Annotated in this window: 16 protein-coding genes and 9 pseudogenes; 13 read left to right on the top strand and 12 right to left on the bottom strand. The window is 69.0% G+C overall.

Annotated elements, in window-relative coordinates:
* Window positions 1-10 precede the first annotated feature (10 nt).
* Both O1Q96_RS25020 and O1Q96_RS25015 read left to right on the top strand, forming a co-directional pair.
* On the top strand, window positions 11-613 hold the full coding sequence (locus O1Q96_RS25020; RefSeq protein ID WP_269250299.1) for a TetR/AcrR family transcriptional regulator: 603 nt from the start codon (window positions 11-13) through the stop codon (window positions 611-613).
* Window positions 614-807: 194 nt separating this feature from the next.
* The gene (locus O1Q96_RS25015; protein WP_269250298.1) at window positions 808-2,118 is read left to right on the top strand and encodes an NAD(P)/FAD-dependent oxidoreductase; all 1,311 of its coding nucleotides are present in this window, start codon (window positions 808-810) and stop codon (window positions 2,116-2,118) included.
* A 43-nt stretch (window positions 2,119-2,161) separates the two neighbouring features.
* On the opposite strand, the pseudogene O1Q96_RS44300 reads toward O1Q96_RS25015, so the two are convergent.
* Window positions 2,162-2,335 (bottom strand): annotated as a pseudogene (locus tag O1Q96_RS44300) (SDR family NAD(P)-dependent oxidoreductase); the annotation flags it as partial.
* Window positions 2,336-2,438: 103 nt separating this feature from the next.
* Here O1Q96_RS44300 and O1Q96_RS25005 point away from each other — a divergent pair.
* Entirely contained in the window at window positions 2,439-2,876 is a 438-nt protein-coding gene (locus tag O1Q96_RS25005) for a VOC family protein (protein WP_269250296.1), read from the top strand.
* Window positions 2,877-2,924: 48 nt separating this feature from the next.
* Here the strand turns inward: O1Q96_RS25005 and O1Q96_RS25000 are convergent.
* Both O1Q96_RS25000 and O1Q96_RS24995 read right to left on the bottom strand, forming a co-directional pair.
* Window positions 2,925-3,984: pseudogene (locus O1Q96_RS25000) on the bottom strand (IS110 family RNA-guided transposase).
* A 228-nt stretch (window positions 3,985-4,212) separates the two neighbouring features.
* A pseudogene (locus O1Q96_RS24995) lies at window positions 4,213-4,404 on the bottom strand (SDR family NAD(P)-dependent oxidoreductase); the annotation flags it as partial.
* A gap of 518 nt (window positions 4,405-4,922) precedes the next feature.
* Between O1Q96_RS24995 and O1Q96_RS24990 the strand changes: the two are divergent.
* Together O1Q96_RS24990 and O1Q96_RS24985 are read left to right on the top strand one after the other, a co-directional pair.
* A pseudogene (locus O1Q96_RS24990) lies at window positions 4,923-5,914 on the top strand (ISL3 family transposase); the annotation flags it as partial.
* A 305-nt stretch (window positions 5,915-6,219) separates the two neighbouring features.
* Window positions 6,220-6,418: pseudogene (locus O1Q96_RS24985) on the top strand (LLM class flavin-dependent oxidoreductase); the annotation flags it as partial.
* A gap of 185 nt (window positions 6,419-6,603) precedes the next feature.
* On the opposite strand, the gene O1Q96_RS24980 reads toward O1Q96_RS24985, so the two are convergent.
* Genes O1Q96_RS24980 through O1Q96_RS24970 form a run of 3 tightly spaced genes read right to left on the bottom strand, consistent with a single transcriptional unit; the run spans window position 6,604 to window position 10,036 of the window.
* Window positions 6,604-6,927: an SCO4225 family membrane protein gene (locus O1Q96_RS24980; RefSeq protein WP_269250295.1), complete on the bottom strand. Its 324-nt coding sequence runs from the start codon at window positions 6,925-6,927 to the stop codon at window positions 6,604-6,606.
* Between the two features lie 44 nt (window positions 6,928-6,971).
* On the bottom strand, window positions 6,972-7,652 hold the full coding sequence (locus O1Q96_RS24975; RefSeq protein ID WP_269250294.1) for a response regulator: 681 nt from the start codon (window positions 7,650-7,652) through the stop codon (window positions 6,972-6,974).
* Complete coding sequence (locus O1Q96_RS24970; RefSeq protein WP_269250293.1) at window positions 7,649-10,036, bottom strand: sensor histidine kinase; 2,388 nt, start codon at window positions 10,034-10,036, stop codon at window positions 7,649-7,651. Before O1Q96_RS24970 ends, O1Q96_RS24975 begins: the two co-directional genes overlap by 4 nt.
* A 286-nt stretch (window positions 10,037-10,322) precedes the next feature.
* On the opposite strand from O1Q96_RS24970, the gene O1Q96_RS24965 reads away from it, so the two are divergent.
* On the top strand, window positions 10,323-10,772 hold the full coding sequence (locus O1Q96_RS24965; protein ID WP_269250292.1) for a DUF5707 domain-containing protein: 450 nt from the start codon (window positions 10,323-10,325) through the stop codon (window positions 10,770-10,772).
* Window positions 10,773-10,842: 70 nt separating this feature from the next.
* On the opposite strand, the gene O1Q96_RS44620 is transcribed toward O1Q96_RS24965, so the two are convergent.
* On the bottom strand, window positions 10,843-11,130 hold the full coding sequence (locus tag O1Q96_RS44620) for a DUF6313 family protein (protein WP_419586939.1): 288 nt from the start codon (window positions 11,128-11,130) through the stop codon (window positions 10,843-10,845).
* Window positions 11,131-11,179: 49 nt separating this feature from the next.
* On the opposite strand from O1Q96_RS44620, the pseudogene O1Q96_RS44615 reads away from it, so the two are divergent.
* The 6 genes and pseudogenes from O1Q96_RS44615 to O1Q96_RS24940 all read left to right on the top strand — a co-directional run.
* A pseudogene (locus O1Q96_RS44615) lies at window positions 11,180-11,533 on the top strand (DUF2716 domain-containing protein); the annotation flags it as partial.
* Window positions 11,534-11,901: 368 nt separating this feature from the next.
* On the top strand, window positions 11,902-12,342 hold the full coding sequence (locus O1Q96_RS24960; protein ID WP_269250291.1) for an ALF repeat-containing protein: 441 nt from the start codon (window positions 11,902-11,904) through the stop codon (window positions 12,340-12,342).
* Between the two features lie 227 nt (window positions 12,343-12,569).
* Window positions 12,570-13,346: a hypothetical protein gene (locus O1Q96_RS24955; RefSeq protein ID WP_269250290.1), complete on the top strand. Its 777-nt coding sequence runs from the start codon at window positions 12,570-12,572 to the stop codon at window positions 13,344-13,346.
* A gap of 285 nt (window positions 13,347-13,631) precedes the next feature.
* Window positions 13,632-14,789: pseudogene (locus tag O1Q96_RS24950) on the top strand (IS1380 family transposase); the annotation flags it as partial.
* A 444-nt stretch (window positions 14,790-15,233) separates the two neighbouring features.
* Window positions 15,234-16,475 (top strand): IS110 family RNA-guided transposase, encoded by a 1,242-nt coding sequence (locus tag O1Q96_RS24945; protein ID WP_419587066.1) that lies wholly within the window; start codon window positions 15,234-15,236, stop codon window positions 16,473-16,475.
* 9 nt (window positions 16,476-16,484) lie between these two features.
* A pseudogene (locus tag O1Q96_RS24940) lies at window positions 16,485-16,673 on the top strand (transposase); the annotation flags it as partial.
* A 130-nt stretch (window positions 16,674-16,803) separates the two neighbouring features.
* On the opposite strand, the gene O1Q96_RS24935 reads toward O1Q96_RS24940, so the two are convergent.
* Window positions 16,804-17,541: a dienelactone hydrolase family protein gene (locus tag O1Q96_RS24935; protein WP_269250289.1), complete on the bottom strand. Its 738-nt coding sequence runs from the start codon at window positions 17,539-17,541 to the stop codon at window positions 16,804-16,806.
* A gap of 45 nt (window positions 17,542-17,586) precedes the next feature.
* Here O1Q96_RS24935 and O1Q96_RS24930 point away from each other — a divergent pair.
* A pseudogene (locus O1Q96_RS24930) lies at window positions 17,587-18,414 on the top strand (RNA-guided endonuclease InsQ/TnpB family protein); the annotation flags it as partial.
* A gap of 475 nt (window positions 18,415-18,889) precedes the next feature.
* On the opposite strand, the gene O1Q96_RS24925 reads toward O1Q96_RS24930, so the two are convergent.
* The 4 genes from O1Q96_RS24925 to O1Q96_RS24910 form a co-directional block, all read right to left on the bottom strand.
* Window positions 18,890-20,014 carry a hypothetical protein gene (locus tag O1Q96_RS24925; protein ID WP_269250288.1) on the bottom strand — a complete coding sequence of 375 codons (1,125 nt, stop codon included), beginning with the start codon at window positions 20,012-20,014 and terminating at the stop codon, window positions 18,890-18,892.
* Between the two features lie 67 nt (window positions 20,015-20,081).
* Window positions 20,082-20,672 carry a transposase gene (locus tag O1Q96_RS24920; protein ID WP_269250287.1) on the bottom strand — a complete coding sequence of 197 codons (591 nt, stop codon included), beginning with the start codon at window positions 20,670-20,672 and terminating at the stop codon, window positions 20,082-20,084.
* Entirely contained in the window at window positions 20,669-21,184 is a 516-nt protein-coding gene (locus O1Q96_RS24915; protein ID WP_419586938.1) for a winged helix-turn-helix domain-containing protein, read from the bottom strand. Before O1Q96_RS24915 ends, O1Q96_RS24920 begins: the two co-directional genes overlap by 4 nt.
* A 689-nt stretch (window positions 21,185-21,873) precedes the next feature.
* Window positions 21,874-24,564: an NPCBM/NEW2 domain-containing protein gene (locus O1Q96_RS24910; RefSeq protein ID WP_269250285.1), complete on the bottom strand. Its 2,691-nt coding sequence runs from the start codon at window positions 24,562-24,564 to the stop codon at window positions 21,874-21,876.
* Between the last annotated feature and the right edge of the window lie 198 nt (window positions 24,565-24,762).

Genomic DNA, 24,762 nt, shown 5'->3' with positions numbered 1-24,762 from the left:
TGGATAAACTGTGGGAGTGATCCTGTCAACCTCCCAACGCAACGGCAGCGCGCGCGAACGACTCCTGGCACGGCTTCTCGACGCCTTTGGTGAGGCCCTTCCCCCGCCGGAGATGTCGCTCCGTGAGATCGCCGCCCGAATCGAGACCAGCCACGCCCTGTTGCGCTACCACTTCGGGTCGCTCGCGGGCGTCTTGGCCGCCATGCTCACGGCTCAGCGCTCCCGTGACAACGAGGTACTTCTGGAGGCCGCCCAGCAGGGCACTTTCGACGATTTCGTCGTGGCGATCTGGCGTACTTACACCCGGTCGGAGCAGCTGTCGCGTGTCCGCGGCTTCTTCCACGTCGTCGGACTGGCCGTGTACCGCCCCGAGGACTTCCGTGAGTTTGTGGAGTCGATCGACGACCTGACCGCGATGCTGTCCTCACTCGCGGAACGCGAAGGGCTCGACGCGAAGGAAGCGCGGGAGGTGGCCAGCGTCACCATTGCCGCGATTCGCGGCCTCCTCCTGCAGGAAGTCCTCACTCCCGGAACCCGCTCGGAGGACGCGGTCACCTTGATCCTGCGCATGAGCGAGGGCCGATCCGCTCCACCATCACGTCCGGAACGTTGAGCGGCCCTCGGCCCTCATCGCTGAGCATCGGCGCACACAAGCGACAACGGTGGGGTACGGCGACGGAAAGTGGCGACAACAGTCGCCGGAGCATGGCCTCTTACCTGTGCAATGTGCGGACAACGGGTGGCGCGGCGACCCGCCGCGCCACCACAGGAACCGTCTGGTCCGGCAAGAAGAAAGTGGGTTGAAGCATGCCTGAGAGCACAGACGTAGTCGTCGTCGGGGCGGGGGTCATCGGATCGTCCATCGCTCTCGAACTGGCGCGGAGCGGCCTGCGGGTGGTCGTGGTCGACAAGTTCGGCGGCGCAGGCAACGGGTCCACCAGCGCCACGAGCGCCGTGGTCCGCTTCACCTATTCCACGATCGCGGGCGTCAATGCTGCTTGGGAGTCCCGTCACTGCTGGGAAGCATGGCGCGACCATCTCCAAGCTCCCGCCGGTGAACCCCTCGCAGCGTTCAACCGATGCGGCGTCACCATGCTGGACGTGGACTTCGCACCCTGCGGCATGTTCACGCGCCACTTCGACAAGGTCGGTGTCCCGTACGAGAAATGGGATGCACCAGAGCTGTCCAAGCGGTTGCCCGCCGTGGACACCGGCCGGTACTTCCCACCCCGCCCCGTGGATGACGACGAGTTCTTCGCCGACGCGTCCGCTCGGCTCGGCGCTCTCCACACACCCGACGGGGGCTTCATCGACGACCCGCAACTCGCCGCGCACAACCTTGCTACGGCGGCCCAGCGGCACGGAGCCGCCTTCCGGTGGAAGACCCCCGTCACCGCGGTGACGCAGCGCGGGGGACGCGTGCGCGGGGTGCGCCTCAAGGATGGAACCGAACTGTCCGCCGGGGTGGTCGTCAACGCGGCCGGCCCATGGTCGGGACAGCTGAACCGGCTCGCCGAAGTGGGCGGCGACTTCACCGTCGGTCTGCGGCCGCTGCGCCAGGAGGTGCACCACGTAGCGGCCCCCGCCGGCTACCACGACGTCGGCGGCGACCGTCAGGCACCGGTGCTGGCCGACTTGGACCTCGGCACATATTTACGGCCCGAGGGCAGCAAGTTCCTGCTCGTCGGCGGCACGGAACCCGAGTGCGACCCGCTGGAATGGCTCGACGATCCGGACGACGGGAGCCCTCTTCCGACCGTGTCGCAGTTCAGGACGCAGGTGACGCGGGCGGCTCGCCGACTGCCCGGTCTGCGCGTTCCCAACAAGCCCCGGGGCGTGGCAGGCGTATACGACGTGACCGACGACTGGACCCCCGTATACGACCGGACCGAACTTGCCGGCTTCTACGTGGCCATCGGCACCAGCGGCAATCAGTTCAAGAACGCCCCTCTGGTGGGCCGCCTCATGACTACCCTGATCCACGGTGTCGAAGGCGGTCACGACCACGACCGGAGTGCGCTCACGCACACCTGCGAACACACCGGCCAGACCATCGACCTCGGTGCGTTCTCACGCCGACGTCGGCCGGCCGCATCCACGGGCACAGTCCTCGGCTGACGCCGGGCCGCCGGGGCCGGGCCGCCGGGGCCGGTCCGGTGTGGTCGACGACCGTGTCCCAGGCCTCGTCTGGGAACGTCGCCAGCGGCTCGTCCCACAGGGCGCCCGCGTTGTTGACGAGGATGTCGAGACGCTCCGAGTCGGCGGTGACGAGGTCGGACAGTCGCCGACACTCGTCGTGGCGGGACAGGTCGGCGGGGATGGCCCGCACCTCACCGATTCCCAATGCCGTTCGTCAAGCCGCGGCGCACGCTTGAGGTAGCGGGCAGGAGGTGTCGGAGGTGCACGGTACAGTCCGTTCATCCGACTGGGGAGGGCTCATGGCGACCAAGTGGAGCTTGACGATCGACTGCGCGTACCCGGCGAAACTGGCCGCGTTCTGGGCGCTGGCGTTGGGCTACGAGGAGAAGCCCGCGCCCGCAGGGTTCGGGAGCTGGGAGGAGTGGTTCGCGCATCATGAGGTTCCGGAGGACGAGTGGGATGACGGGGCGTACCTCTCAGATCCGGACGGCGTGGGCCCCACCTTGTCCTTCCTGAAGGTGCCGGAGCCGAAGGTGGCGAAGAACCGGCTGCATTTCGACGTGCAAGTTGGTGGCGGCCGTGAAACCCCGTGGGAGGTGCGCTGGCCGCGCGTGGTCGAGGCGGTGGAGCGGTTGACCGCTGCGGGCGCGACCGTGGTCCGCGAGGACGAGTTGCAGGGCAGGCCGGATCACGTGGTGATGGCAGACCCGGAAGGTAATGAGTTTTGCCTGGTCTGACGGGGTCGGTCAGGCCAACTGGCCGCGCGCAGCGTGTCGCGTCCCTTCCTATGCGGCAGCCCTTGCCGGCGGAGCTGGCTCGTAGCGCCGTCCGTCGCGCAGAAGGGCCCAGAGGACGTTGACGCGGCGGCGAGCGAGAGCCAGGACGGCCTGGGTATGGCGCTTGCCCTCGGCACGTTTGCGATCGTAGAAGCGCCGGGATTCCTCGCAGTGGCGGATGCTGAACAACGCCGAGGTGTAGAAGACGCGTTGGAGGCGGCGGTTGTATCGCTGCGGGCGGCGCAGGTTCCCGCTCAGTTTCCCGGAATCGCGGGGCACCGGGGCGACGCCGCCGAAGCCGGCGAGGCGGTCGGCGGTGCCGAACGCCGTCATGTCGCCGCCGGTGGCTGCCAGGAACTCGGCGCCGAGGATGACGCCCAGGCCGGGCATGCTGGTGATCACCTCGAAGGTGTGGTGGTCGCGAAACCGGGCCTCGATGGCCTTGTCGAGCTCGGCGACGTGCTGGTTGAGGCTCATCACTTCCTTCGCCAGCGTGTGTACCAACGTGGCGGCCAGCTTCTCGCCGGGCAGGCTCGTGTGCTGCCGTTCGGCGGCCTGGACAGCGGTTTCGGCGAGCCGGTCGGGGCGGACGACGTGGCGGTTGCGCAGCCAGGTCTCCAGCCGCTTGACGCCGATCCGGCGAATAGCCGCGGGGGTCTGATAGCCGGTCAGCAGGGTGAGCGGGCCGGTGTTGGTGAGGTCCAGGGCCCGCTCCAGGCCGGGGAAGATGCCAGTGAACTGGGCACGGAGGCGGTTGACGGTGCGGGTGCGGTCGGCGATCAGGTCCATGCGGCGGCCTGTGAGGATCTTGAGATCGATGACGGTGTCGTCGCCGACCCGCAGCGGATGCAGATCGCGGCGGACGCGGACCTGGTCGGCGATGACGGCGGCGTCCTTCGCGTCGGTCTTGCCCTCGCCGCGGTAGCTCTCGGAAGCGCGGCTCCGCCGTCGGCCAGGTCGATGCCCCAGGTCACCTCGTCCCCCAGGGCAGCCGGCGGCCGCTCTCGTCGATCGCGACGCAGTGATGGTGGGCTTTGCCTGCGTCGATGCCAGCCCAGATCGCGGCCATGTGGTGCCTCCGTGCGGTGGTGTTGCTGGTGTCTCCCACGGACGACCTCGCTGTCGATTCCCTACGTAGCGATCATTCGCAATTCCTAATTGGCAGCCGAGTCGTCGTGGGGCGTCGGGCGGCCAATCGATGGAAGCCACAAGTGGCAGAAGTTTGAAAGCCACACCCGACGCCCCTGGGTGGACGAACCATACGAAGGGCTCACCACGTCCCGCAGAACAACGTAGGGAATTTTGACAGCTGTTCCTGCGCCTGAGCACACGCTGCTGCATTACGTGAGCTGATGACGACGCGGGCGCCTGCCTGGAGAAGGCCACGCGCGATCATCATGCCGATGCCTCTGGTGCCACCGGTGACGAGCGCGCGCTTTCCACACAGATCGAAAAGCTCTGCATGCGTTGTGAATTGGTTGTCTACCACTTGCCGTCTTTCTCGTTGGTCGTGCGGGATGACGCGTCGACGCGTCGGGTGTTCGGTTCAGCTGTCTCGACGCTATGGCCTTGGAATGCACTCCAAGCAAGCGGATCAGGTAAGAAATCGGCAGGGTGCTCCCGCGGGGCGGCGGCCGCACCCGCCTCGGACCGTTGGCTGGTCGCCCAGATCGGGCGGGCCATGTTCACCACGCCGGTCCGAGAGTCCGTTTCTGTTCGGCGGTGTGTCGTTCCAGGCAGTGGCATCAGGCCCGGCGGGTGCGAGCGAGAGTGGCGGCCCTGCGGGAAGGCCGGAGTGGACACCACGGTCATCGCGCTCTGGCTTCGACGACCAGGTCGACATGGTCTTTCCCATGCTGAGTATCAGATGCCGAGGTCGAACACGCCCCACGCAGTGAACGGCTCGGCCTGGACGTAGATCCTGCTTCCCCGACCGACAACCCGCCGGCGGCCGGGAACAGGGCCAACGGGCAGAGTGACCACGCCGACGCCCGTCGGCTCGACGGATCGCGTCATACCGCTCTGCGTACCCTGTTGCGCATCCCGCTGCCCGCAGCGCGGACGCCTCGCGTGATCGGCGTCGACGACCTCGCTCTGCGCCGCCGCCACCGCTGTGCCACCGTGATCATCGACGCTGAGACCCACGAGCGGATCGCCGTGCTGCCCGACCGCACGGCCGACACCCTGGAAGCGTGGCTGCGCGAACATCCGGGCGTCGAGGTCGTGTGCCGTGACGGATCGGCGACCTACGCCGAGGCCATCCGCCGCGCTCTGCCCCGTGCGACGCAGGTCGGTGATCGGTGGCGTTTGTGGAAGAACCTGTGTGAAGCCGCCCTCGGCGAGGTGAAGACGCACAGCACCTGCTGGGCCACCGTCCTGGACGCACCTATTTACGACGGGCCCCGTGCCCAGACCACCCTGGAACGCCGACACCAGATCCACGACCTGCTCGACCAGGGCGTGGGCCTGCTCCAATGCGTCCGCCGTCTTCAACTGCCCCTGAACACCGTCAAACGCTACGCCCGCGCCGATCGGCCCGAGCGGATGCTCCGCGTCCCCAAATACCGCGCGAGCACCTGCGCAAACGCCGGGCCGAAGACCCCGCCGTCCCGGTCAAGCACCTCTTCGAGGAGATCAAAGACCAAGGTTTCACCGACTGCCTCGACCTCTTGCACACGTACATCAGCCAAGGCCGCGCGGACGCCGACCGCAGCCGCATCTCCCCGCGCAGGCCCGCCCGCATGCTCATCACCGTGCCCGACAACCTCAAGGCCGAACGTCAGCACCTACTGGACCGGCTCATCGTGGCCAGCCCCGAGCTGACCCAACTCGCCCTCTGTATCGCGGACTTCGCCCGGCTCCTGAAGCCTCACCCAGACAATGCCGACGCGCTCGAGCTCTGGAGGACCCAGGTCCGCACTGCCGATCTGCCGCACCTGCTTGCCTTCACCCGAGGGCTGGAGCGAGACCTCGACGCCGTGATCGCCGCGTTCACACTCCGCTCAAGGCGATCACGACTGCGGCAAACGTCAACGACGTCACCCAGACCCTCGCCCTGGTCGACGGCATCCCGCCCGTTGCAGGCCGCCCCCGGCCGTCCCCGCAGACGCCCCGAGGCCCTGCTCGGCGACAAGGGCGCACCGAACTCCACGGCGCCTTCGTATCCCTGGCCTGCAGCCTCATCTGCTGGAGACGTCTCAAAAGGCCCGAAGCGTGACGGTTCAGAAGGGCGGCGGTCGGCGTCCAGTGACTCGGTGTATCCCAGGGCCCACCGTCCGGAAAAGGACACTCGCAGATCGCCTCCAGGTCTGCTGAGGGCGCCATTCCGTTCCTCACCCCGGCGGAGGCCCCCGCCCACACCTGGAGCGACGCGGACCACGAACTGGTTGCCGGCCGCGTTGACACCCAGTTCGTCGGCTTTTCGGGAGCGCCTCGCCGACCAGCTCGAACAGCTTCAAGAGGTCACCGGCGCGGACGAGTTGATCGTCACCACCAACACATACCCGACCGTGTCGGTGAGATTTCAGAGTAACTCGAGTACGAGTGCAATTGCCTATCGCGGAGCCCATCGCCATCGTGGGAATGTCATGCCGGTTTACGGGAGGGATCGAATCTCCGCAGGACTACTGGGACTGTTGTCAGCCCCGGCCCAGCCGGCCCTCAGCCTCCGGACAGGCTTGTCGGAGTCCTATCGGTCCGGGTGACCGCCGCGGCGCAGCGCGCGGGTGCACCAGCTGATGATCGCGGCGTTGACCGCTGCCCCGACAGCGATGGCGGTGAAGAACACGACGCTGTTGGCCGGCAACATGAGGAATGCGAGGCTGGCGGGAGCGGTGGCAAGGAACGGGATGACGCCGGCCATGGACGCGTCCGTGGTTTCTCTGGCGGTCACCACCAGTGCCCATACGAGCAGGACGGCGCAGACGCCGAGGTAGACGAGGGCGGCGACGCCGACGTGGGCGAGCAGCCGGCGGGGGAGGGGTCGGCCGGAATCGGTATCGGTGCCGGTCATGGGGTTGGACTCCGTGGTTGCGTATGGACGGTCGGTCGCGGTGGTCAGAGGTGGGTGCCGGGCGGGTTCGGGCGGGCGAGGCCGAGGTCGTACGCGAGGATCGTCGCCTGTACGCGGTCGCGCAGGCCGAGCTTGCGGAGCAGGGCGTTCACGTGGGACTTCACGGTGCCTACGGTGATGCCGAGTTGCTCGGCGATCTCCGTGTTGGTGAGTCCGGCCGCGATCAGGGTGAGGACGCCCCGCTGGCTGCCGGTCAGGCTGTCCAGTTCGGGGGCGCTCCCGGCCGGGGCCGCGGCGGGTGGTCCGGACGCGTAGTGGCTGATGAGGCGGCGGGTCGCGGACGGGGCGAGTACGCTCTCGCCGGCCGCCACCTCGCGGATGCCCTGCAGTAGTTGGGAGGGGTGTACGTCCTTGAGGAGGAAGCCCGAGGCGCCGGCGCGCAGCGCGTCGAAGACGTACGCGTCGAGGTCGAAGGTGGTGAGGACGAGGACCCGGGGCGCGCTTTGGCGTCCGGTGATGATGCGGGTGGCGGCGATGCCGTCGAGCACAGGCATGCGTACGTCCATGACGACCACGTCGGGAGCCAGTCCTTCGGCGAGGCGCACCGCGACGGCGCCGTCGGCGGCCTCGCCGACGACCGTCATGTCCTCCTCGGCGTCGATCACGGCGGCGAAGCCCGCCCGTACGATGCCCTGGTCGTCGACGACCAGCACGTTGAGGCTCATTGATGTCTCTCCTCGTTGTCCGGTGCGACGGCGAGTGGCAGCCGGAGGCTGACCGTCCCCTGCGGTCCGGTGGTCAGGGTGCCGCCGAGCGTCACGACCCGCGTGGTCAGCCGCTGGCGCACGGCGGAGTCGGCGGCGCGGGGCACCCCGGTGGCCGTGAGCGTCAACATAGCGCCGTCCGAGTCGAATTCGAGCATCGCAGGCTCTTCGCCGCCGGCCGTGAGTACCGTCTCGGCGGCGTGGTAGGCGGCCAGGTCGACGGCGGTGGGCAGCCGTTCCGGTACGCGGTCGGTCAGCCGTATCTCGATGTCGCGGCCGGTGGCGCGGAGTTGGTGGGCGAGCAGGTCGAGCGCCTGGAGGGTGGGCTGCGGCCGTAGTTCGTGCCCTGTCTCGCCCTCCCGGACGGTGTCGAGCAGGGTGCGCATCGCGGCCAGGGCCTCGCGGGCGCGGCTCGCTGTCGCGTCGAGTCGGCCTGCCTCCGCCTCGGTGACCATGTCGGCGGTGCGGGCCAGAACCGTGGTTTCGAGGCCGGCGGCGATGCGGCGGCGCTCGGTCCAGGCGTCGCGGACGGCCTCCTCGGTCCAGGTGGCGAGCCGTTCGTCGTGGGCGCGGAGGTCGGCTTGCCGGCGCCGGGTGCGCAGGTGTCTGGTCAGGTGAGCCGCGGTGCCTGCCAGGGCTGCGCCGACCGTGGTTGCGGCGATGACCATCCAGAGGGGAGCAGCCGTGCCTCGGTCCAGAACCGCGATGGTGGCGGTCGCGGCGTGCACCAGCACTGTGAGCAGAACGGTCGTGACGTGGCCGTCGGCCGGTGGAGGCTGGTCGCTCCCCGGCCCATGGGGGACCACTCTCTCGGCGAAGCCGTCTTTCGATACGGCTCCGCGCCCCTTTCGTGGCGTCGCGGTTCGGGTCGGTTCCATCGCGAGGGCCGCGCACGTGGCGAACAGGCTCAGCGCGGGCGGGAGGAGGACGGGCCCGCTGTAGTTCCCCGCCTCCATCGCCACCGGCCACAACAGTGCCAGCCCCAGCAGCATCCCGTACGCCGTCCGCGGCGCCTTCCGCAGCCACAGCAGGGCCACCGCCTGGCCCGCCGCCAGCAGGGCGAAGAAGGCGCCCGCGGATACCTGCGACGCGCTCGACGTGTCCTCGGCCCTGACGGCCAGCGCGGGGAGCAGTGGCTGCAGGACCAGGCCCGCCGCCACCACTACCTGCGCCACGCGGTAGGCCCTCGGTACCGACGGCTCCACCGCCGTGGCCGTCCGGCCCGGCAGTTCCGCCCGTACCTCCCAACCGCCCTCCGCCGTCGGGCCGCTGTGCACCGTGCCGCCCGCCTCCCGTGCCCGGGAGCGCAGGAAGCCCTGCCCGCGGCCGCCGCCGAGACCCGCACCGTGCGCCACCGCACCGGCAGGCGGGGGCGTGCTCGTCACCACGACGTCGGTGCGGGTGTCGCCGTACCGGCACAACACCCTCGTATGCGCGCCGGGGGCATACCGTGCCACGTTGGTCAGCGCCTCGCGCACGATGCCGTACGCCGCCTCCGCGACGGCGCCGTCCGGCAGGGAGTCGATCTCGCAGTCCACCTGCTGGTCCAGGTGACGGAACCCGGCGACGAGGTCGAGCAGCCGTTCCTCCGGTGGCGGCACATCCCCGCGGGAGGGCGCCGGCGCTCGTACCGCGCCGAGCGCGCGGGTGACCTCGCGGCCGGTCCCGACCGCGAACTCCAGTGCCTGATCGGCCAGTTCGGGACGGCGGTCGCGCAACCCGAGGGCCGCACCCGCCGTGACCACCACAGCCGTCAGATGGTGGGCGCTGACGTCGTGCAACTCCCGTTCCATACGGCGCCGTTCAACCGCAGGCAGCCGATGGCGCTCGGACTCGGCCCGCTGCAGCCTGCGCTCGGCATTTCGCCGGGCGCGACGGGTCCGCCGTACGAGCAGGCCGGCGCCGCACACGGCGGCGTACAGCACAGCGGTCAGGACGAGGTCGAGCCCGTCGCGGTCGTCGAGCCCGTGCAGCCTGTTGCCCAGCAGGAGCTGGTGGACGGCAAGCGCCACCACGCACAGCACGGCGGTGAAGGCATCGCGTTCGCTCGCCACGGTGAACAGAGCCAGCGCGACACCCGCGGTCCCCAGCACCGCCATCGCCTCGGCGGGCAGCGGCCCGGTACCCAGCATGCAGGCGGCGGCGACCACGACGAGGGCGGCCACCGGGCGAGTTCGGCGCAGAGCGAGCGCGGCCGTCACCACTGCGGCGACCAGGGCCGCCACGAGAAGGGAGGCCGGGGTGGGGGCCGGGACGGCCCCGCGCACCAGTGACGCCCCGGGCCACACCACGGCCTGGACGCAGATCAGCAGGACCGGGAACAGCCGGTCGTCGGTTCGATTCATAGCGGATCAAGGCTATGGCCCCAGGTGAGCGGCCCGACTCCGGCTGGAGGCGGATTCCGGTCTCTTACCTGGGTTGCAGAGTCTCTACCTGTGGTTCGACGCGCCAATCGTCCCGCAGCGCGAGGACGGCGCCATGCCCCCGGCCCTAGTGTCGATCACATCGAGAACGCGGTCGGCCACCGCTGCTACGACCACTTCCAAGACCGGCTCCACCAGCGGCTCTTCCACGGTCGTCCGCGTATCCAGCCCGACATTCCAGACTCCAACGAATTCAAGGGGATCTCCCATGTCCAAGCGCATTCTCCTCTCGTCGCTCATCGGTGCCGTCGCCCTCGGCGGAGTGGCCGCCGGCGGCCTCGCCCTGGCCTCGGCACCCACGGAGCCGACCCTGGAGCACAGCTCGGCTCGCTACACGGCTCCGTCCGACGGCAGCGCGGGCTCGCTCGTCTACACCGTGGACGTGAGCGACGACTCGGGCATCCGGGGCCTCAAGGTCGTTGTCTGGCCCGCGAGTTCGAAACTCGACCCGACCGAGGCGGAGCTTCGCGCGGTGGAAAGCGCCAAGTGCCGGAGCACCTCGGACGAGACCACCCGCTGCACCTACACACTCAAGGTCACGAAGCGGGAGGCGGCCGACCTGGCCAAGGGCACCTGGTACGTCTCGGCACTGGCGACGGCCAAGGACGGGGACACGACGTCCGTTCCCCGCGCCGCCACGTTCGACGTCACACGCTGACACGCCGGTCGAACGCCCCGGGGCGGACCTCGTCGATCTGGCAGTGCGCGGTAAGGAGCCGGCGGCACGATCAGTGAGCGTCCAGCCGGGGCGGGGCGCAGTGGGCGCTGCCGTGAGGGCCGCTTCTTCGCGGGGCTGGGGTGCGGACAGGGTGGTCGGCCCGGCTTCCAGGGCGCCGGTAGCCGACGGTGCCGCCGATGAACGCGGGGATTGCGGCCCAGCCTGCCAGGGACGACGGCCACGTCATCCGTTGTGGGTCGGCCTTGGCTGGTGAGGTAATACCGGTCAGGACCTCATACGCGGCTGCCCAGCCGTGACGCGCACCGTTCAGGACGAAAAGGAGCCTCCACCCCGGCAAGTGGACTTCCGCCGGACGGAAGCTCCTTGGTCAACCCCGTGTCGCGCGTCTCCAGACGGCCGTCGAAGGCGGCCTGCGTGCTTGTGTCCGCCCCGGTGAGCAGCTCTACTCGGTCGACTGGTGGCACCAGGGCTACCGCTTCGGCCCGGCCCGTGTCGGGGGCTCCGGCGGGCCGACGTGGCCGGGCGCCGCTTGTTGGGAGGGTGATTACTACATGCTCCTCACCCGCGACCTGCGCATGGGTACCTTCTGGCACCGGTGGGAGGAGTCCTTGTGCGTCCGGTGCCGAGCTTCTTGCCGAGGTCGAGCACGACCTCACGGCCATCCTCGGCACGGTGATGCGTCGTGGGGCCGCAACACCGGCACCGTCTGGACATTCGAATCGAGCGGCGACGCTGTCTGAAGGGCTGCACGACGACACCGGGACAGTCCGGAGCCTCCATCAGACCCGGAGCGGTTCACCCCCGGTGCGCCCCGGTCCCGGCAGACAAGCCGAACCCCGTCGCGCACCACCACGCGCTCGGACCACACCACGAGCGCCCTGAGGAATCGTCTCGCCCCGGTCATGCCCCGACAGTCGCGAGCCGTGCTCAAGGCCGTCCTTCTCGAAAGCGCGCCGCGGATGAAACACCGGCCACGTCCGCGGCGACGGTGTCCTGCGACCGCAGCGGGGCAACTGCCACTGTCAGACCCAGGTGGCAGCATCACCGAAGTGAACGCCCTGAGGTGTCCTCAACTCACCTCCGTAGGAAACGAAGAGGAGCATTCCCCTTGCGACTGCATCGCGTAGCGCCCGGCATCGCCGCGGGCATCCTGGCCCCGGCCCTCCTGCTCGCCACCCCGTCCTTCGCCGCCACAGCGGCACCGACCGCGGTGACGGTGGCCGTGGTGTCCTCGTCCGCGGACGAGCCGGACGCCGACGACCTGAGGGTGGCCATAGTCCGGATCCTCGCCGACCCGGACAGCGGCCGGCGTGTGACACGAGAAGCCAACGCCCTCCTGGACGCCAATGATCCCCACGCGATGCGCGCCTGGCTGGAGACCGGTTACCGGATCGCCCAGGCCGAGGACGACCGCGTCTCCATCGCCCGCATCCTCGCCGACCCGTCCATCAGCCCGGCCCTGCGCGCGGCAGCCAACGCCGCCCTCGACGACAACACACCCGAAGCACTGCGCCACTTCCTGCAAGTCGGCAGGTACCAGGTCGCCTGACCGGCACGACGCCGCATCACAGTGCGTCGCCTGGGTGGCACCCCCTGCCGCACGCCCGGTCGCCGGAACGCCGAGAATCCGGGCGAGGCCGCCTGCACCTCTGTGTGCCGGCGGCCCCGCCCGGCAGGCCCTGTGCCGGCTCGGCGCCCTCCGCAGAGCTCTGTGGTCTCGCCGCCCGGTGCAGCATGGACAACTGACACCTCCGACAGCAGAAGGCACATTCTTCGATGACCACACAACCCCTGCGCACCGAGCGCAGCGGTCGGCAGACCGCTTCCGTCGTGACCGACCTGCCGTTCAAGCCTCAGCTCGTCAAAGCGGTGTTCAGGGACGTGACCTCGTTGCACGTCTCCCGGTCGGCCGCGTGGGCCGCCGCGTCGGTGACGCGGACCTTGCTGACGGAGATCATCGACGGCGCGAGAAGCGCGGCGGCCGAGGAGGCCAGGAAGAGGCTGATTCCCAAGGACCTCATCTCGGCGATCGACCGGAACGTCGAGGTGGAGGTGGGATCGGCGTGGTACCTGCACAGCCCGACCTTCCACGGCCTGATGGGCGAGGTGCGCAACGCCGATGGTGCGCTCGTGTCTCTTCGTGAGCGCCGCGGGGCGCGTACCCCAAGTGACGTGGCTGGCGCCCACCGATTCGAGGCCGGGGTGAGAAGGCTGCTGGGGAGCCGGGGGGTGAGGGCGGTCCCGGCGATGGTCCGCGACCTGGACGGAATCGCAAGCGTGTTCCTGACGGCCCTGGCCCGGGACGCAGCCAAGGTCGTCCGCGAGGGCGGGGTCAAGCGGTTCGGGACGGTCAGTCTGGTGGTGCCGGGCGAGCCAGCCCCGGCCCCGCTGCTCAAGGACCCCCTTCTCGCCCTGTCCACCCGCCGCGGGGATGGGCGGACTGTTGGCGGAGACGACGTCCTGGCTGCCGTCACGATGCAGCTGTTCGGCGATCTCAGACAACGCGCCATCACCGAGGCAGCCGAGATGACACGGAACACGTCGGCCAACTGATCGGGCCCGCCCCTGCGCTCTGCCCACTGCGCACGGTTCCCACGTGTGCGCGGCTTCCGGAATCTGCCGCCCTCATTCGGCTCCGGTCGGCTCGCGAGAACGGGCTCGTCGCATGGGCGCGGACGGCCGGCCGCAGGCACCCCACGGGGAAGACCTCCCTTAGCCTCGGGCTTTCACGAGGGGTGTCGTCCGGCAGGTGATCGAGAAAGCAGAAAGTGCCCCTGAGCTGCAACGGTAGGACTTGCTGAGGGTCCCGTACGTAGTAGCGGAAGAGGCACTTCCCAGGTGAAGAAGAGTAGCGGGTGCTACCCGCGTGTCCGTGTCGAGAGAGGCGGTCGCGGGGTGGTTGCCCAGGCCGACTCGGTGCTGCTGATCGAGACAGTCCGCAAGTCCGGCCTGGATACCGCGATATCGGCGGCACTGGCGCCGTGGCGCCAGCGGCGGGCCGTGCACGATCCGGGCAAGATCCTGCTGGACGTGGCCCTGGCCGTCGCACTCGGCGGCGACTGTCTGGCCGACGTCGGCTTGCTGCGGGCGGAGTCGGCTGTGTTCGGCCCGGTGGCCTCCGACCCGACGGTCTCCCGTCTCGTCGACGCGCTCGCCGCCTCCGGTCCGAAAGCTATTGCGGCAATCCAGGGCGCACGTTCCCAAGTGCGTCAGCGGGTCTGGGAGCTGGCCGGGGCGAGAAGTCCCGCCGCCGACGGCCAGGTGATCGTGGACATCGACGGGGTGCTGGTGCTCGCGCACTCCGAGAAGCAGGACGCCACTCCGACCTGGAAGAAGACCTTCGGCCTTCATCTGCGCGTCGCGTTCGTCGACCACAGCCAGGACGGTTCCGGGGAACCAGTGGCCGCCCTCCTGCGGCCCGGCAACGCGGGCTCCAACACCGCCGCCGACCAGATCGAAACTACCCAACTTGCCCTGGCTCAACTGCCCAAACGCCTGCGGCGGGGACGGCAGACACTGATCCGCACCGACTTCGCCGGCGGCACCCATGCCTTCCTCGACTGGCTCTCCCGGCGTGGGCGATGGCTGTCGTATTCCGTCGGAATGACCATCACCGACGCCATCCACCAGGCCGTACTGAAGATCCCGAAGAAGGCGTGGACGCCGGCCTACGATGCGGGCGGCACCGAGCGGCCCGGCGCCTGGGTCGCGGAGATCACCGACATGCCCGACCTGAGCACCTGGCCCACGGGCATGCGGCTGATCGTCCGTAAGGAACGCCCGCACCCCGGTGCCCAGTTGCGCTTCACCGACATCGACGGCAACCGGCTCACCTGCTTCGCGACCAGCACGAAAGGCGGCCAGCTCGCCAGCCTGGAACTGCGTCACGGCAGACGGGCCCGCTGCGAAGACCGCATCCGCGCCGCCCGCGCCACCGGCTTGCGCAACCTAATGGGGCATGAAGCGGTGCATCGCCGTCCGTTACTCGAACTGCTGAGTTCCGTACGGAGAATGCGAAGCCCGCTTCACGACGGGGTCGACGACTATGCGCAACCTGGCGTCTGACGCCTCGGGGCAGACGGTCGGGATCCACGTGGTGTGGTGGCGACGGTCGGGATCAGGGAAGCCGCATTGGTAGCCCGGAGCTGAGACTCCTGTGACAAGAGTCGGCCCCTGGTGCCGTCCGGAGCCACCGCGTTACATCCGGTCGGATGAATCGGATAGTTGTCGTTGGTGGTTTGAGCCGCTCGTGAGGATCACCTCTCGCAGTTCCTGGAGCCCCGAGCTCCCGCACAGACCGAGGGCCTTACGAGTAGCTGGGGTCATGAACGGCTAATCGGATGCCGGGCCTTCGAGCCCTTCCATTAGGGAGACGCGTGCCCCTGCGCGGCTGTGACCAGCAGCAACGCGAGACCTGACCCAGAGGACGTGAACAACAGCATGAGAGCGTTCGGTGGCATCGACTGGGCCAGCGACCATCACGACGTCGCCCTCGTCAACCAGGACGGAGCCCTACTGGCCAAAGCCCGCATCAGCGACGACCTCACGGGCCTGCAACAGCTGCTCGACCTGCTCACCGAACACGGTGACAACGAGAAGACACCGATTCCCGTGGCCATCGAGACCTCCCGCGGCCTCTTGGTGGCCTGCCTGCGCGCAACGAAGCGCCCTGTCTACGCGATCAACCCGATGGCCGCCGCCCGCTATCGCGAACGGCACGCGGTCACCCGCAAGAAGTCCGACCAACTCGACGCGATGGTCCTGGCGAACGTCCTGCGCACGGACACCGCAGCCCACCGCCCGTTGCCGGAAGACTCCGAGCTCGTCCAGGCCATCGCCGTGTTGGCCCGGGCTCAGCAGGACGCAGTCTGGGACCGAACACAGGCCGGCAACAAGCTCCGCTCCCATCTGCGTGAGTACTTCCCAGCCTTCTTGACTGCCACCCAGCCGCTGCGGGACGGACTGTGTTCGCCGATCGCTCGCACCATTTTGGCCGCAGCTCCGACCCCGGCCCGGGCGGCTGCTCTCACCCGAGCCCAGCTGCGATCTCTGATCAAGAAGGCCGGGCGCAAACGCAGCATCGAGGCCGAAACCGAGCGGCTCCATGCCTCCCTGCACGCCCCGCAGATGCACCAACTCCCGTTGGTCGAAGAGGCAATGGGACTCCAGACGGTGACCTTACTGCGCAAGCTGGAGGCTGCCTGCACCAGCGCGGACGAGCTCGCCGAAGCTGCGGTGGAGACTTTTGAGAAGCACCCCGACGCCGAGATCATTACCAGCTTTCCAGGGCTCGGCGCACTCACCGGCGCCCGGGTGCTTGCCGAAATCGGCGACGACCGATCCCGCTTCGCCGACGCCAAGGCCCTGAAGGCATACGCCGGGGCCGCACCAGTCACACGAGCGTCCGGCAAGAGCGTCGCGGTCATGGCTCGCCGGGTCAAGAACCAGCGCCTGGCCTCAGTCGGCTACGTATGGGCATTCTCCGCCCTGACCGCCTCACCCGGCGCCAAGGCCCACTATGACCGGCGACGCAACGACGGAGATCGCCACACCGCGGCCCAGCGCAACCTTTTCAACCGCATGATCGGCTGCCTCCACCACTGCCTCACCAAACGCATCCACTACGACGAAGCGACCGCCTTCCCCGCCTCAGCGGACCAACAACTCTCCGCTGCCGCTTGACAGATCAACGGCATCGGATGTCTGCCCCTGCACGACACCGCCCAGAACCGGATCTGGCTGGAGATCGTCTCGCTCGCGCTCGACCTCCTCGCCTGGATGCCGAAGCTCGCACTGACCGGCGAGGCCCGACGCCGGGAACCCCAGAAGCTGCGCCTGCGGCTGTTCTCCGCCGCCGCCCAGCTGGAGAGCGGGAGTCGTATCGTCCGGCGCTGCCATCTGACAGGTCGTCCTCTCTGCCTTGGGAACCTGCAGTTTTGAGGCATGCCAGGCAGCCTTGACTACTTTGCACAGTGGGGCAGCGATAGGAGACACAGGCTGTCTGCCTGGGTCATGTCCTCAGAGCCTCCGTCACGGGCAGGCACTCGGCGAGCAGGTCGACGACGTCGCGCCAGGCTCGCTGTGCGTGCTGTGGGTGGTAGCCGACGCCGGGGACCGTGGGGTGGTCGACCGGCGGGTGGTGGAAGGCGTGCAAGGCGCCGCCGTAGACCGCGAGGCGCCAGTCGACGCCTGCGGCCTGCATCTCGGCGGTGAACGCGTTCCGTTGCGCGGGCGGCATGATCGGGTCTTCCGACCCGACCCCGGCCCACACCGGGCAGCGGATGCGCGCCGCCTCGCCCGGCCGACCCGTGGTAGTTGCATTGACTGTCCCGATCGCGCGCAGGTTGACGCCGTCGCGCCCGAGTTCCAGCGCGATGGCGCCCCCGGTGCCGTAGCCGACGGCGGCGATCCGGTCGGGGTCGGTCCGCGGTTCGATGCGCAGCACGTCGAGCGCCGCATGGCCGATCCCCCGCATCCGGTCGGGATCAGCGAGCAGCGGCAGGCAACGGGCCAGCATCTCCTCGGGGGCGCCCAAATAGCGCCCGCCGTGAAGGTCGAAGGCCAGCGCTATATATCCCAGTTCGGCGAGAGCATCGGCCCGGCGGCGCTCGACGTCGCTGAGCCCCATGCCCTCTGGCCCGAGCAGCACTGCGGGCCGGAGGTCGACACCGGCCGGGAGCGCGAGGTGCCCGATCATCGTCAGACCGTCGGCCGGGTACTCGACCGTACGCGTAGTAATCGTCGTCATGAGACTGGACTGTAGTGATCGTCGAGCCCGATCCGGCCGGTGTTCTGCCGCTGGCAGAGCAGCGCGGGAATCCCCCTGAAATACGGCGAGGGCTCACAAGAGCCGTCGCACCGGCCGGTGGTCGGCAGGGTCAAGACCGTGTCCGTCAAGCGCGAGGGCAAGCGCTGGTACGTAGTGCTCACTGCCGGGCAGGCACAGCCCGAGCCGCTGCCCAGGACGGGCAGCGTGGCCGGCGTCGACATGGGCATAGCCACCTTCCTCGCCGATTCCAACGGCGAGTTCGTTCCCAACCCGCGTCACGGGCGCAAGGCCGCCGCGAAGCTGGAAGCCGCACAGCAAGCCCTCGCCAGGTTCCCGCGAGTCCGGCGCGACGAGCGGACCGCCAACCACCGCCGTGCCGTCCGGAACGTTGCCGACCTGCACCGCAAGGTCCGCCGTCAGCGGCTCGACCACGCACACAAGACCGCCTCGGGCCTGGTCCGCGAACACGATGTCGCGTACGAAGACCTCAAGATCCGCAACATGGTCCAGGCCCCCAAGCCGAAGCCCGACCCCGAACAGCCGGGCGCGTTCCTGCCGAACGGGGCCGCCGCGAAAGCCGGACTCAACCACTCGATCTCGGATGCCGGATGGGGGGTGTTCCTGACGATCCTGCACGCCAAGGCTGAAAGCGCCGGACGGGAAGTGATCGCCGCGGACCCCCGCAACACCTCCCGGACCTGTCCCGAATGCGGGCACGTCTCAGCGGAGAACCGGCCCACCCAGGAGAAGTTCCACTGCGTCTCGTGCGGCCACTCGGCGCACGCGGACACGGTGGGCGCCCTGAACGTTCTACGGGCCGGGCTGGTCCGTCGCGACGCCAACCCGGCATAGCGAGAAGCCCCCGCGTTCACGCGGGGGAGGAGTCACAACTGTGGAGACAGACTCTCTGGCAGCGAGGTGTCCTTCGCACGCGGGCGTTCTCCGGCCAGGACCCGGCCGAAGGGCTCCCGTCGGCCCTCGACGATGCGGTGCGCTGGACGTATGCCGCGCAGTGGGTGGGCACGATGCTCCGTTGGGACCTGGCCGGCGACGAGGCCGGACTGGCCGTCTTGGCGGGAGGTGGCTCTTGGGTTTCCGCCTGAGTCCGTGACGTACGAGTCGGCCGCATGGTGCCCAGGCGCAGACCGGCCGAAGCCACAGCTGGACGGGGGAGATCAGCTGCGGCTGTGTGCGGCGGGTCGTGGAGATTGGTCGCCTCTCGGCGAAGAGCTCCCTGCTGCTTCAGCTGGACCGACTGTCCCGAGTGTCGGAGGAGCTCTGAGGATCCTTCCTGGCGCGCTCCGGTACTTCGCTCTGGCGGGGACGATCATGGGGTGCCCTTGGTGAACAAGGTTCGTTCGAGCGCGGATCGGATGGAGCTGGAGGCGCTGTCGCTGGCCGGGGTGAGGGCGAGTGCGGCCGTCATGAGCAGGAGGACGCGAACGCCTCCGCCGGTGGCGCTGTCCACTCCGGGTAGCAGCGGGATGACCACAGCGAACGCCACGAGGACGAGGCTGGAGCCAGTACGGCGCACGAGCCGGGCGGCCCGGGACGTCGGCGGCTCGGCCGCACTGTGCTGCATGAGGGCCGCCAGGTCACCCGCTGCGAGGGCGAGGACACCCAAACGCAGTGAGGCCGTGATGGCGTCGTACTCCTGGGCAGTGCGCACCTGAACGATTGCGCGGTCGTGGCGTCGGATCAGTTCTGCCAGAGCTGCGTGGAACTGTCTCGCCTGGCGCCTTGCCGCGACTTCCGTGATTGAGGTTCTGCGTCGAATGGCTGAGGTGTCGTTGGCGGCTTCGGTTGCGACCGCAAGTCGAGCCCTGACCATCTTGATGTTTCGCGGGTTCCACCACTGGGCCCGCCCTTGGAAACACGCGGATGTGGCAGCCGTGAGTTCGACCAGTACAGCGTCGAGGGGACGGGGCCGTTGAGGTTGCCGATATCTGCGACTGAGGAGTTCTTGCACTATGCGGATCCAGCGGCCCACTTGTAGGCCCAGGATCGCACCGAACAGCCCTGCCGCAGCAGTGAGCAACTGCTGGCCCGGCGGGGCGGACAGCGCGGTCTCAATGGTCAGCCACAAGGCTGCAGCAGCGACGGCGCCAGTGGCTAGCACCATTCCCGGTACGAACCAGTAGGCAATCTGCGGGTGTGTGACGCGCCAGAGCAAGCCTCGGAGGCCGAGTCGACGGAAGAGAGAAACGATCTCACGCAGGTCGTTGCGGGCAACGAGGAGGGCGCTGAGGCAGATGGCGGCCCAGGTCGCTGTGGGAAAGAGCCACCACGGCGCGCGGACGGATCCGCCGGTGCCCGTCGCGAACACTGCGGCTACCACACCGGCAGTGGCAGTTGCAGCCGCCATGCCGACTGCTGTGACAACGGTGGCTACGTAGTTGGTCACGAACTGCAGGCTGACCGGGTAGCGGTTGCGGATCCAGGCGTGCAGCACAGCCGACTGGACCCTGCGGCGTTCTCCGTCGTCGAGATCGGGAAACGCCTGGGCATACCGGCGGGTCCTACTGATCTTTTCGTAAGTTCGGTGGGTGTGGTGGGCCGATGGTCAGGCCGGTATGGGCCAGGAATGACCATGGCAGTCGGGGGTTGGCGTTGATGCGGTGGATGCCTTGCTCGGTGGCGTCGGCGACATCGGCGAGGTGGTCGCCGGCGAGGTTGGCGAGTTCACGTTTCTTGAGCGAGGACCACAGCAGTTCCACCGGGTTCAGCTCGGGAGCGTAGGCGGGTAATCGTTCCAGGGTGAGCCAGTCCTGTTCGGCGACCCAGGCTCGCATCGCCCGGCTCCAGTGGGCGGACAGGCCGTCCCAGACCAGGACCACCCGCTCGCCGCGGTAGAACACCTTCATCTGCTGCAGGACCTCGATGCGTCCGGTGGTGTCGTAGCTGCCGGGCTTGAGGTGGAAGCACAGGCGAGCCCCGCGATCGGGATCGGTGGAGTGGTAGCCCAAGGCCCCGGCCATCGACGCGCGCTTCCAGTTCAGGCGGTGCCGCAGGAGCGGAGTTCGCCCTCGGGGGGCGTAGGTGCGGCGGATCTGCGGGAGCAGAGAGACGCCTGATTCGTCGAGGAAGACGATCCAGGCACGTGTGTTCACTGCCCCTTTTTGATGCGCGGCCACTCGTGCGCGATCCACCGGGCGATCTCCGCATCGTCCCGCTCGACCGCCCGCCGCTCGGGCCGTTGCAGGCTCCATCCGAGCCGACCCGTCAGCAGCCGCCACACCGATGTCCTCGACAACACCACCCCCGTTGCCCGGGTGACGACCGCGCCGACTCGCTCCAAAGTCCACAGGTCGGCCTCGAAACCATGAGCCTGGGCACCTTGCTCCAACGCGGCCCGGACCATCTCGACCTGGGCGTCGTTCAGCTTGGGTGGGCGTCCGGTAGCTGCCCGTCGCCGCAGGGCCGAAGCACCGCCTTGCTCCCACACACGCCGCCAACGCCGCACACTCTCGGCACACACCCCTACCGCCCTCGCGATCTCCGCATTCGAAACGCTGTCCTCGAACAACTCGACTGCCCGAACACGACGTGCCTCCGCCAACTGAGGCCGCGACAACGGAGGAAGGGAGGAGCCGACAACCGAAAGGGAAGGTTGATAAGCCACCCCGACAGCCTCCCACCCACACAGCCACCCCACCCACCGAACTTACGAAAAGATCAGTAGAAGCGACATTCCGCAACCACGTTGCCTCGCGGTGGAGGAGTTCGTCGTTGCTCATGAGTCGCATGCGGCTGAGTCTCCCCAGAGCGAGGCCGCCACAAGCTTGCTGAACGGCCTGGCACCGAACAACGCGCGCAGCCCCGAAACAAGCGAACCGTTGGTTGCTTGATGCACCGCCGGGCAGGAAAGTCGTTGGTACTGCGCTCGCTGACCGCGACCCAGTCTCGCCGACCCGGAACTTGACCAGGTCGCGGCAGCGGCCATGTCCGCATGGTCAGGCAGTGCTGCGACCCCGTGGCGATGATCGTGAACTGCGCCGTGGCCAGTGCCCGTTACGACGCAGCCTGCTGCGTACCCACGTCCTCGCGGTTCCGCCCCTCCTCGATCATTTGGACCGCATCGGTGCCTCTGCCTCGGAGAGCGTGCACCGTTCGGACTCATCGACCTCTTCAACGGCCGATCTGTCAGTCGAACTCGCCCGGCCCAGCAGTTCCACGGGACGGTCGGCCAGGAGGGCGGCCAGACCAAAGAGCCATGGCCCCGCTGCCGGCACGGCCGCCGGGCGTACGTGCCGGCCCGCCACCCGGGGCGGGCCGGCACACTGCCTTTCCTGACGTGCGCCGGGCGCCCGCCTACGCTGTCAGGCGCGCGTCCGCCCAGTCGGCGTGGTCGTGGTCGACACCGTCGCCGCCGTCCGTAACGCGCAGGGTCAGCTTCCGGACGCCGGTGACGTCCACCTCGACGGTGCGGGCCGCGTCAGCGCCGGAGAGCACGCCGGTGGTGGCCACGGAGGCGCCGTCAGCGAAGACCTCGAAGGCCACGCTGCCCCTGCCGCCGACTTCATCGTCCACGCCCACGACGGCGGTGAACGTCCGGTAGGCGCCGCCGAGTTCGACGACGACCTCTCCGTCGGCGTGCATCCCGATCCCCTTGTCGTAGGTGGTGCCCCGGATGCTCAGGAACCCGCCGTCCAGGGCGGCCTGTTCACCGTTGGACAGGTCTCGTTCGACCGGCCCCCAGCCGTTGCGTTCGGACGCGAACGGGAGGTTGCTGACGTGATCGACGTCCGGGGGCGACACGAACACCCGCACCGTGCGCTCGACCCGGAGCACACCGGCGCCCGGCCGGCCCGGTGAGCGGTACTCGGCGGACACGACCACGTCATGACCGCCCACCCGAGCGTCCTGTGGCACGCTGACGGTCCACTTGCCCGACAGGTCGCCTCCCGTGGGCAGTTCGTCGGCCCGGAGGTCGTCGCCCTTCACCTTCCAGCCTTCGGGGGCGTCCAGGGACAGCGAGACATCCGTGGCCGGCCCGGACTGCTCGAGCGCCAACCGTCCGGAGACGTCGACGGACGCGCCCGTGTCCACTTCGGCCCGGGCCGGGTCCACCGTCAGCGAGGTCAGCGGCAGACGGGTCACAGGCCGGTCGCAGGTCCGCCGTCCCTCGGTGGCCCGGCATACGAGTGCGGCGAAGCCGCCGTGTTCCGCGGTCGGCACACGCAGGGTGTCGCGGCGGGTGACGATCCGCCGCTCACGGACCAGCCCGTCGTCACCGTCCCGCACGACCTCCACCAACCAGCGTCCGCCTCCGAGGAAGTCCAGGGACACGTCCTGGGTCTCGGCCGGCCCCGCACTGACACCTCCGAGGAACCAGCGGTCGTCATGGCGACGGGCGAACGTCGCGCCTTCCCCAGGCCGGCCGGACAGCAGTCGCGACTCGTCCCACACGGCGGGGACCTGCTCCAGGAACCGTTCGAGTTCCGGGCGGTCCTGATAGGCGCGTATCGACCCGGCGAAGTGCTGGAGGCCGGACTCGAAGACCACGGACAGACCGAGCTCCGCGGCGTCGGAGATGGTGCGGTTGCCGAACTGGAAGGCCATCGGGGTGTAGTCCATCGAGCCGACGACGTTGCGGGTGAAGGGCAGGGTGGCCACCCCGGATGCGGGGACGGTGCCGTACTCGGCGCCGTAAACTGCCTCCAGCGTCATCACGTGCGGCCAGGTCCGCTGGATGCCTTTGGGCAGCGTCGCCCCGTGGAAGTTGACGAGCAGCTTCTCGCGTGCGGTGTCCCGCAGGATGTCGTCGTACCAGCGGAACCGTTCCTGTGAGTCGGAGTCCATGAAGTCGATCTTCAGTCCGGCCGCGCCCCACTTCTTCACGCGGGGCAGGAACTCGGCCCGTTCCGCCGCCGTGTCCAGGTCGGTCCAGTGCACCCACAGCAGCACGCCCACGCCCCGCTGACGGGCGTAGTCGATCAACTGGGGCATCCAGTTCGTGGTTTTCCAGCCGTCGTCGACGAGGGTGTACGGCCAGCCGTGCGCCGCGCTGTAGTCGACGAAGCGCTGCTGGGTGGCGAGGCTGCGCTGGGCGGGGGCGAAGCCGTCCAGCCAGGACCAGGCGACCTTGCCGGGCCGGATCCAGGAGGTGTCCTCGATACGGGAGGCCGGTGCGAGATCGTCGACCAGGGTGGACTCGGTGATGGTGGCGAGGTCACCGAGGACGGCGGCCCGCCAGGGCGTGGCGAGCGGCCCGGTGGAGGCGACTGCGGCGCCGTCGGCCAGCCGGACGTCGTAGCGACCGCTGCCCTTCTCGTGTACCAGGTGGCTCGCGGCGTAGCGCCCGTCGACGTCGGACTCGGTGAGCAGGGCGTACGTGTCGCCGACCTGGAAGAGGGAGGGGTAGGCGTAGGAGCCGCTGACGGCGTCGGCCGCGGTGGCGGGTTTGTAGACGCCCTCGTAGTTGGGCGTGTACGGGGAGAGCCAGGCGCGTGCGGCGTCGGGGAGCCGGAACGCGGACGCTTCGCGCTCAACGGTGACCTCGCCCTTGCCGGACAGCAGGTAGCGGTAGGCGATGCCGTCGTCGGCCACCCGGACGAGCAGGTCGAGCCGGGCCCCGCCTTCGCCGGTGAACGAGAACCGGGTCTCGGTCATCCGAGCGGTGCGGCGCAGCTGCTTGCCCGTGGTCATGGTGTAGCGCTCGGCCACCTGCCGGGTGCTGCTGGAGGTGAAGGTGAGGCCCGAGGTGAGGCCGGCGTCGTCGGTGACGATGCCTATCGGAGCGGGTTCAAGCACCGTGGTGATGCCGTTTCGGGCGGCCAGGGTCAGTGCCCCGTTGGTGGCATCGAGACGGACGACGGCACTGATGCCACCCTGTCGGCTGCCGGGCTGGTGCACGGTCCAGCTCCCTGCGTCACGGTCGGCGGCGTGCGCCGGTGCGGCGAGGGTGCCTAGGGCAAGCAGAGCGCTGAGCAGCAGGGTGAGACAGGCGGGAATCAGGGTCTGGTGCGATCCGCCTGGCGACGTGCGTGGGGATCTGAGCACGTGGATCCTCCATCCGAGATCGTTGACATCGTTGTCGCCTCAGAAGTCCGTGACATCCCTTCCCTGCCGCCACATCTTCAACCGCCCGCGCTTACACGGCGATTGACCCTCCAGTGTCCGCGCCGAAGATCCGTCGGCAGAAGCGGGCGAGGGAGTCGAGGATCTCTTCTGCTGTCTTGGCCCGGATGAGCGGCTTGG

This window comes from Streptomyces aurantiacus, assembly GCF_027107535.1.
Classification (GTDB): Bacteria; Actinomycetota; Actinomycetes; order Streptomycetales; family Streptomycetaceae; genus Streptomyces.
Note: the sequence above shows the minus strand (reverse complement) of the source record. Positions and strands in the feature narration are given on the sequence as shown.